This is a genomic window from Flavobacterium sp. (assembly GCF_028712645.1).
Lineage (GTDB): Bacteria > Bacteroidota > Bacteroidia > Flavobacteriales > Flavobacteriaceae > Flavobacterium.
Genome location: NZ_JAQTPQ010000165.1, coordinates 1 through 7,817 on the forward strand (window position 1 = coordinate 1; position 7,817 = coordinate 7,817).

5 protein-coding genes and 2 pseudogenes are annotated in these 7,817 nt (G+C 35.5%); 4 read left to right on the forward strand and 3 right to left on the reverse strand.

The window, feature by feature from the left end; translation table 11 throughout:
• The 4 genes and pseudogenes from PHC28_RS12525 to PHC28_RS12540 all read left to right on the forward strand — a co-directional run.
• Positions 1-1,807 (forward strand): 3-hydroxyacyl-CoA dehydrogenase family protein (locus tag PHC28_RS12525; RefSeq protein WP_300100962.1); only part of this gene is annotated, 1,807 nt, incomplete at its 5' end.
• A gap of 82 nt (positions 1,808-1,889) precedes the next feature.
• Positions 1,890-2,352 (forward strand): annotated as a pseudogene (gene tnpA / locus PHC28_RS12530) (IS200/IS605 family transposase).
• A 241-nt stretch (positions 2,353-2,593) separates the two neighbouring features.
• Complete coding sequence (locus PHC28_RS12535; protein WP_300100965.1) at positions 2,594-3,775, forward strand: acetyl-CoA C-acyltransferase; 1,182 nt, start codon at positions 2,594-2,596, stop codon at positions 3,773-3,775.
• Between the two features lie 115 nt (positions 3,776-3,890).
• Positions 3,891-5,681, forward strand: coding sequence for an acyl-CoA dehydrogenase family protein (locus PHC28_RS12540; RefSeq protein WP_300100969.1), 1,791 nt, complete (start codon positions 3,891-3,893; stop codon positions 5,679-5,681).
• 133 nt (positions 5,682-5,814) lie between these two features.
• On the opposite strand, the gene PHC28_RS12545 is transcribed toward PHC28_RS12540, so the two are convergent.
• The 3 genes and pseudogenes from PHC28_RS12545 to PHC28_RS12555 form a co-directional block, all read right to left on the reverse strand.
• Entirely contained in the window at positions 5,815-6,501 is a 687-nt protein-coding gene (locus tag PHC28_RS12545; RefSeq protein WP_300100972.1) for an SIMPL domain-containing protein, read from the reverse strand.
• A gap of 50 nt (positions 6,502-6,551) precedes the next feature.
• Positions 6,552-7,193 carry a rhomboid family intramembrane serine protease gene (locus PHC28_RS12550; protein WP_300100974.1) on the reverse strand — a complete coding sequence of 214 codons (642 nt, stop codon included), beginning with the start codon at positions 7,191-7,193 and terminating at the stop codon, positions 6,552-6,554.
• 89 nt (positions 7,194-7,282) lie between these two features.
• Positions 7,283-7,817, reverse strand: a pseudogene (locus PHC28_RS12555) (aminotransferase class V-fold PLP-dependent enzyme); the annotation flags it as partial.

The following is a 7,817-nucleotide window of genomic DNA, read 5'->3' on the forward strand; positions in this document are numbered from 1 at the left end:
AGGCAAAACTTCGGTCGTTGCCAAAGATACTCCTGCTTTTATTGGCAATAGAATTGGAATTTACGGAATCCAAAGCCTATTCCATTTAGTTAAAGAATTAGGTCTCACCATTGAAGAAGTCGATAAATTAACTGGCCCCGTAATTGGTCGTCCAAAATCAGCAACCTTCAGAACTGTTGACGTAGTAGGTTTGGATACTTTGGTTCACGTAGCCAACGGAATTTATGAAAATTGCCTAGACGACGAGCAACACGAACTATTCAAATTGCCAGATTTTATCAACAAAATGATGGAAAATAAATGGTTGGGAAGCAAAACGGGACAAGGTTTTTATAAAAAAGAAGGAAGAGATATTCTTTCCTTGGACTTGGACACATTAGAATATCGTCCTGCAAAAAAAGCTTCATTTGCCACTTTAGAATTGACAAAAACAATTGACAAACCTATCAATCGTTTTAAAGTTCTGATAAAAGGAAAAGACAAAGCTGGTGAATTCTACAGAAGAAGTTTCGCTGGAATGTTTGCTTATGTTTCTAATAGAATTCCTGAAATCTCAGACGAGTTGTATAAAATAGACGATGCAATGAAAGCTGGTTTTGGTTGGGAAAATGGACCATTCGAAATTTGGGATGCCATTGGGGTTGCCAATGGAATAGAAATGATAAAAAATGAAGGTTTAACTGTTGCTCCTTGGGTTAGTGAAATGATTGGAGCTGGAAGTACTACTTTTTATTCTGTAAAAGGAGGCGCAACTTATTTTTATAATATCCCTGCAAAAACGCAACAAAAGGTTCCCGGGCAAGAAGCTTTTATCATCTTGAACAACATTCGCGAAAGCAAAAAAGTATGGAGTAATAGCGGTGCAATCATTCAAGATTTAGGCGATGGAATTTTGAATTTAGAATTCCAATCGAAAATGAATACCATTGGCGGTGACGTTTTGCAAGCTATTAACAAGGCAATTGATTTATCAGAAAAAGAATATCAAGGTTTGGTTATTGGCAACCAAGGAGCTAATTTCTCAGTTGGTGCCAATATCGGAATGATATTTATGATGGCCGTCGAACAAGAATATGAAGAGCTGAATATGGCTATCAAAATGTTCCAAGACACGATGATGCGAGTTCGTTATTCTGGAATTCCTGTTGTAGTTGCACCTCACGGGATGACTTTGGGTGGCGGTTGTGAAATGAGTATGCACGCTGACAAAGTAGTTGCTGCTGCGGAAACATACATTGGATTGGTCGAATTTGGAGTTGGGGTTATTCCTGGAGGTGGCGGATCGAAAGAAATGGCTTTAAGAGCTTCAGATTTTTTTCGAAAAAACGATGTGGAACTAAATGTTTTGCAGGAATATTTCTTGACTGTGGCAATGGCGAAAGTTTCGACTTCAGCTTATGAAGCTTTTGATTTAGGAGTGTTGCAACACGGAAAAGATATTGTCGTTGTCAACAAAGACCGTCAAATTGCCGAAGCCAAAAAACACGCTTTGCTACTAGCTGAAGCAGGGTACACCCAACCCATTCGCAGAAATGACGTAAAAGTTTTGGGGAAACAAGCTTTGGGAATGTTCCTTGTGGGAACTGATCAAATGGAAGCTGGAAAATACATCTCAGAACACGATAAAAAAATTGCCAATAAACTAGCCTATGTGATGGCTGGAGGCGATTTATCGGAACCGACATTGGTAAGTGAGCAATATTTATTGGATATTGAAAGAGAAGCATTTTTATCGCTTTGCACAGAAAGAAAAACATTAGAACGCATCCAATTTATGTTAACCAAAGGAAAACCGTTGAGGAATTAATGACCTCGTAGAGGTCAACTGTTTGTAGAAAATTAATATAATTTAATAATAGCTCCATCGGAGCGACCTGTTTAAAAAAATTATGGCAAATACCTATTCACAAATTTATATTCAGATTGTTTTTGCAGTAAAAGGAAGAGAAAACCTGATTAAAAAAGCTAACCGTGAAGAATTGCATAAATTTATTACAGGTATTGTTTCCAATAGAGAGCAAAAGTTATTAGCCATTTTTGCAATGCCAGACCACGTTCATATATTGGTTGGAATGAAACCCAACATCGCATTATCGTATTTAGTTAGAGATATAAAAGCAGGTTCGTCAAAATTTATTAATGACCGTAAATGGATTAATGGAAAATTCAATTGGCAAGAAGGTTATGGATGCTTTTCATATTCAAAAAGTCATTTGGACAATGTAATAAAATACATTTTGAACCAAGAAGAAGATCATAAAAAACAAACATTCAAAGAAGAATATCATTCGTTTTTTAGAAAAATTTGAAATTGAATATGATGAAAAATATTTGTTTGAATGGATTGAATAACAAACAGGTCGCTCCTACGGAGCTTCTCAAGAAATACACTATTAATGCTACAAACAGTCTACCTCTACGAGGCAATTAATAATAAAAATAAAATAACATTCTAAATGTATTTTTAGAATAAAAAAAATATAGTATTGTTTTAAAAGACCTCGTAGAGGTCAACTGTTTGTAGAAAATATAATTTGAATATCAATTTAGCTCCGTAGGAGCGACCTGTAAAATATTAAAATAATTAAAAAATATGAAAACAGCCTATATAGTAAAAGCATACAGAACCGCAGTAGGAAAAGCACCAAAAGGCGTATTCCGTTTCAAACGCCCTGATGAATTGGCGGCGGAAACGATTCAATTTATGATGAATGAATTGCCTGATTTTGACAAAACACGCATTGATGACGTAATGGTTGGAAATGCAATGCCCGAAGCCGAACAAGGATTGAATGTGGGACGATTAATTTCCTTAATGGGATTAAAAATCGAAGATGTTCCAGGTGTAACTGTCAATAGATATTGTGCTTCAGGATTAGAAACTATCGGGATGGCAACAGCCAAAATCCAGTCTGGAATGGCCGACTGTATCATTGCTGGTGGTGCCGAAAGTATGAGTTTCATTCCGATGGGTGGTTATAAACCTACACCCGATTATGCCGTTGCAGCAGCTGGGCACGAAGATTATTATTGGGGAATGGGATTAACTGCGGAAGCTGTTGCCAAACAATATAACATCACAAGAGCTGACCAAGATGAATTTTCATTTCAATCGCATAATAAAGCATTGAAAGCGCAAGCAGAAGGAAAATTCGACAAGCAAATTGTTCCAATTACCATCGAACAAACATTCGTTAATGAAAATGGTAAAAAAGAAACTAAATCTTATACTGTAACCAAAGATGAAGGACCCAGAGCAGGAACTTCGGTAGAAGCATTAGCAGGATTAAGACCAGTTTTTGCAGCTGACGGAAGTGTTACTGCTGGGAATTCTTCACAAATGAGTGATGGTGCAGCTTTCGTTTTGATAATGAACGAAGAAATGGTTAAAGAATTAAACCTCACTCCTATTGCACGTTTGGTAAATTATGCTTCAGCAGGAGTGGAACCAAGAATTATGGGAATTGGTCCTATAAAAGCCATTCCGAAAGCATTGAAACAAGCAGGATTACAATTGAAAGACATTGATTTAATTGAATTGAACGAAGCATTTGCCTCACAATCATTAGCTGTAATTCGAGAGTTAGGCATAAATCCTGATATAGTAAATGTTAATGGTGGCGCAATTGCATTAGGACATCCTCTTGGTTGCACTGGAGCTAAATTATCCGTTCAACTATTTGACGAAATGAAACGCAGAGGAAATAAATACGGAATTGTGAGTATGTGCGTGGGAACTGGACAAGGTTCAGCAGGAATTTACGAATTATTATAAGCCCCCTAACCCCCAAAGGGGGAACTATCGTGATAATAAATAAAAAATATTGATATAATCTAAAACCCTACTTACCCCTAGTAGGAATTCCCCCTTTGGGGGTTAGGGGGCTGATATGGCAGATAAAACAAGAGGTGGTCAATTCATCGTAAAAGAAACAAAATGCGAAGATGTCTTCACTCCCGAAGATCTCAACGAAGAACAATTAATGATGCGTGACTCGGTAAAAGAGTTTGTGGACAAAGAAATTTGGCCTAACAAAAGTCGTTTCGAAAAGAAAGACTACGCTCTAACAGAAGAAACAATGAAAAAAGCTGGAGATTTAGGCTTTTTAAGTGTTGCAGTTCCTGAAGCTTACGGTGGAATGGGAATGGGATTTGTCAATACAGTTTTAGTTTGCGATTATATTTCAGGAGCAACAGGATCCTTTTCGACTGCTTTTGGAGCGCATACTGGAATAGGAACAATGCCAATTACGTTGTACGGAACTGAAGAACAAAAACAAAAATATGTACCAAAACTAGCTTCTGGCGAATGGTTTGGAGCCTATTGTTTAACAGAACCTGGCGCAGGATCTGATGCCAACTCTGGAAAAACAAAAGCAGTTTTATCCGATGATGGAAAATATTATAGTATTACTGGTGGAAAAATGTGGATTTCTAATGCAGGATTTTGTTCCCTTTTTATTGTTTTTGCAAGAATTGAAAACGATAAAAACATCACTGGTTTCATTGTAGAAAATGATCCAAGCAATGGAATTACAATGGGTGAAGAAGAGCACAAATTAGGAATTAGGGCTTCTTCAACTCGTCAAGTTTTCTTTGCAGACACGAAAGTTCCTGTCGAAAATATGCTGTCTGAAAGAGGAAATGGTTTTAAAATTGCTATGAACGCTTTGAATGTTGGTCGTATCAAATTGGCGGCAGCTTGTCTTGACGCACAACGCAGAGTGACTACTGGAGCCGTGAAATATGCCAACGAAAGAATACAATTTAATACTCCTATTTCACAATTTGGTGCCATTCGTTTAAAATTAGCCGAAATGGCAACTTCCTGTTATGCTGGAGAAAGTGCAACTTACAGAGCTGCAAAAGATATTGAAAACAGAATTACAATTCGTGAAAATGAAGGAACTTCACATCAGGAAGCCGAATTGAAAGGTGTTGAAGAATTTGCCATAGAATGTTCTATTTTAAAAGTTGCAGTTTCCGAAGATGTACAAAATTGTGCGGATGAAGGAATTCAGATTTTTGGTGGAATGGGATTTTCAGAAGACACTCCAATGGAAAGTGCTTGGCGTGATGCTAGAATTGCCCGAATTTATGAAGGAACTAATGAAATTAACAGAATGCTTTCCGTTGGGATGTTGATCAAAAAAGCTTTCAAAGGTCACGTCGATTTAATTGGACCAGCTACCAAAGTTCAGGAAGAATTAATGGGTATTCCATCTTTTGAAACTCCTGATTATTCTGAATTATTTGCCGAAGAGAAAGAAATGATTGGCAAATTGAAAAAAGCATTCCTTATGGTTGCTGGAGGAGCGGTTCAAAAATATGGTCCTGATTTAGATGGCCATCAACAATTATTAATGGCAGCTGCAGACATATTAATCGAAATTTATATGGCAGAATCTACCATTTTGAGAACTGAAAAATTAGCCAAAAAAGAAGGAGAAGATAATGTTAAGGAACAAATTGCAATGGCTAAATTGTACCTATACAAAGCTGTTGATGTAGTTACTCAAAAAGGAAAAGAAAGTGTAATTTCCTTTGCAGAAGGCGATGAACAACGTATGATGTTGATGGGCTTGCGCCGTTTTACTAAATACACTAATATGCCAAACATCATTGGTTTAAGAGAAATGATTACCACAAAATTAGTTGCAGAAAACGAATACTGTTTCTAATGTAAAGTTAGTTTTAACTAATTTAATTTGTTTAAAAAACCGCTTCTGTTATCATAACAGAGCGGTTTTTTTATTTTTACAAAAATGTTGCTTAACTTAAGTAAAGTTTTTATTTGCAATCTAGTTATATGTTTTATTCCAAAACAAAACTCACGCTAACATTTGCGGTAATTTCTATTTCTCCAATGGCTAAAGTTTCTCTTGGAGCTGATTCGTCCATAACCATTGATTTCATTGCATACATCACTGGTCTTGGATTATAGCTTTGTGAATTATCAGAAATAAGTATGGCTTTCCCTACTTTTTGTCCCAAAACCGAAACAAAATCTTCGGCTTTAGACTTTGCTTCTTTTATTGCCAATTTTCTTGCATCGGATTCTAATTCTTTCATTTTTGAAGACTTGAATTCTACATTGTCAATTCTATTAATTCCTTCATTGACCAAACCTTCCATCAATCCATCATATTTCGATAAGTCTTTCAATAAAATTTGAACCGATTGTGTTGCAACATAATTGTATTTCTTTTTCGCATAATCAAAATTAGGATTCAAGGAAACCCGTTGCGTCTGGAAATCTTCTTTTGCAATATTTGACTTTTTGATGAATTTCATTATTGCATCTATTTTTTTGTCATTTTCTTTTTTAACATCTTCAGCTTTTGTCCCTTTCGTTTCTAAAGAAATTGAAATTAGAACCTGATCAGGAGCAACTTTTATTTTTCCTTCTCCAGAAACATTAACCATAGGAACTTGTTTTTGCTCCTGAGAATAAGACATCGTCATAAACAAAAGGGCTAGAATCAAAATTGTTTTTTTCATTTTTAAGAAATTTAGTTTGTTTTCGAATCCTTACTCAAATCCTGTGCCAATTATAGTTTCCCCAGTTTTGCCATTACAAAAAGTATAATAATTGGAATTGCCAAAAGCACCACCATAGAAGTGTTGTTGACAAACATATCAGGTTCTTTTGCAAGTGTAATCAAATAACCTCCAATAGCACCTCCAAAATGCGCCGTGTGGCCAATGTTATCGTTCTTGGCTTTCATTCCATAAATAGAATACAATAAATAGCCAATACCAAAAAGGTAAGCCGGAATAGGAATCGGGATAAAAAATAGATACAAACTCATATTTGGATTTATCAGAATCGCCGAATACAAAATACCAGTCACAGCACCTGACGCTCCAATCGCTCTATAATTGTAATCGTCTTTGTGCATTAATAAAGTCAATAAACTCCCAAAAGCAAGACTTCCTATATAAATTAAAAAGAAAGAAGCGTTTCCGAAAAAATCAATCACAACGGGAGCAAACATATAAAGTGTGAACATATTAAAGAATAAATGTCCCATATCTGCGTGTAAAAAACCTGATGTTATCATTCGGATTTGATCTCCGGCACGAATGCTCCCGATATGAAATTCGAATTTTCTAAAAAAGGCCATATCATTGAATCCTTTTAAACTGAAAAGAACATTGGCGGCAATAATTACTATTAAAATAATGCTCATAAAGAATTTAAATTATAATTATGAATTTTGATTAATTTGCCATTATTCAAGTTTTGAATGGGCTTTTTATTTAAAATTTTTGGTTGTTTTTAGAAATCAAACCACTCCTCTACCATTTCTTTTTCGAATGGTTTTGCGTTTTTGTGGATAAATTCGTTGGAGTTTTTATCATAATTATAATCTTTAGACCATTCTTTATGATTTTGAGCCAATGCTTTTATGCTTTCGCAAACCAACTTTATTTCTTCATTGGTAGTTGTAGGATGTATTGACATTCGAATCCAACCTGGTTTTCTCAACAAATCTCCCAAAGAAATTTCATCAACGAGTTGATATGAAGCCTCTTGGTCAACGTGCAACAAATAATGTCCATAAGTTCCCGCACAACTACAACCACCACGCGTTTGAATTCCGAATTTATCATTGAGTAATTTCACTCCCAAATTAAAATGCAAATCGTCAATATAGAACGAAATCACTCCAAGTCTATTATGATGTTGTGCAGCGAGAATCTTGATATTTGGAACATTTTCTAAACTTGAAAAAATATAATCAACGATTTCGTATTATCGTATTAGTATATTTTCAACTTCCATTTTTTCATTTAGTTGAATTGCCAAAGCT

Coding starts and splice junctions, on each gene's coding strand:
- PHC28_RS12535 (WP_300100965.1), top strand. CDS start 2,594: ATGAAAACAGCCTATATAGTAAAAGCATACAGAACCGCAGTAGGAAAA.
- PHC28_RS12540 (WP_300100969.1), top strand. CDS start 3,891: ATGGCAGATAAAACAAGAGGTGGTCAATTCATCGTAAAAGAAACAAAA.
- PHC28_RS12545 (WP_300100972.1), bottom strand. CDS start 6,501: ATGAAAAAAACAATTTTGATTCTAGCCCTTTTGTTTATGACGATGTCT.
- PHC28_RS12550 (WP_300100974.1), bottom strand. CDS start 7,193: ATGAGCATTATTTTAATAGTAATTATTGCCGCCAATGTTCTTTTCAGT.